Source organism: Faecalibacterium sp. DFI.5.82 (genome assembly GCF_029076575.1).
GTDB classification, from domain to species: domain Bacteria; phylum Bacillota; class Clostridia; order Oscillospirales; family Ruminococcaceae; genus Faecalibacterium; species Faecalibacterium duncaniae.
Window position 1 is genome coordinate 1 of sequence record NZ_JARFIS010001098.1, and the last position, 290, is coordinate 290.

Consider the following 290-nt stretch of genomic DNA (forward strand, 5'->3'; position numbering starts at 1 on the left):
GTGCAAATGCAATATTTTCGAAGACTGTCATCTTCGGAAGCAACCGGAAATCCTGAAACACCACACCGATATTGCGGCGGTAGAAGGGTACGCGGGAGTGACGCAGCTTCCCCACGTTGGTTTCCGCTACATACACCTCTCCCTGATCCGGAAGCTCTTCTCCGTCCAGCAGCTTGATCAGGGTGGATTTTCCACATCCTGTCGGACCGATGATATAAACAAATTCGCCTTCCTCTATTTCAAGATTGATATCACGCAGTGCGTGAACCCCATTCCTATATGATTTGGAT

At 49.0% G+C, this 290-nt stretch carries 1 protein-coding gene; it reads right to left on the minus strand.

Translation table 11 applies throughout. From position 1 onward, the window contains the following. Positions 1-290: ATP-binding cassette domain-containing protein (locus tag P0G09_RS20315; protein WP_342760589.1), on the minus strand; the 290-nt coding region annotated here is incomplete at both ends.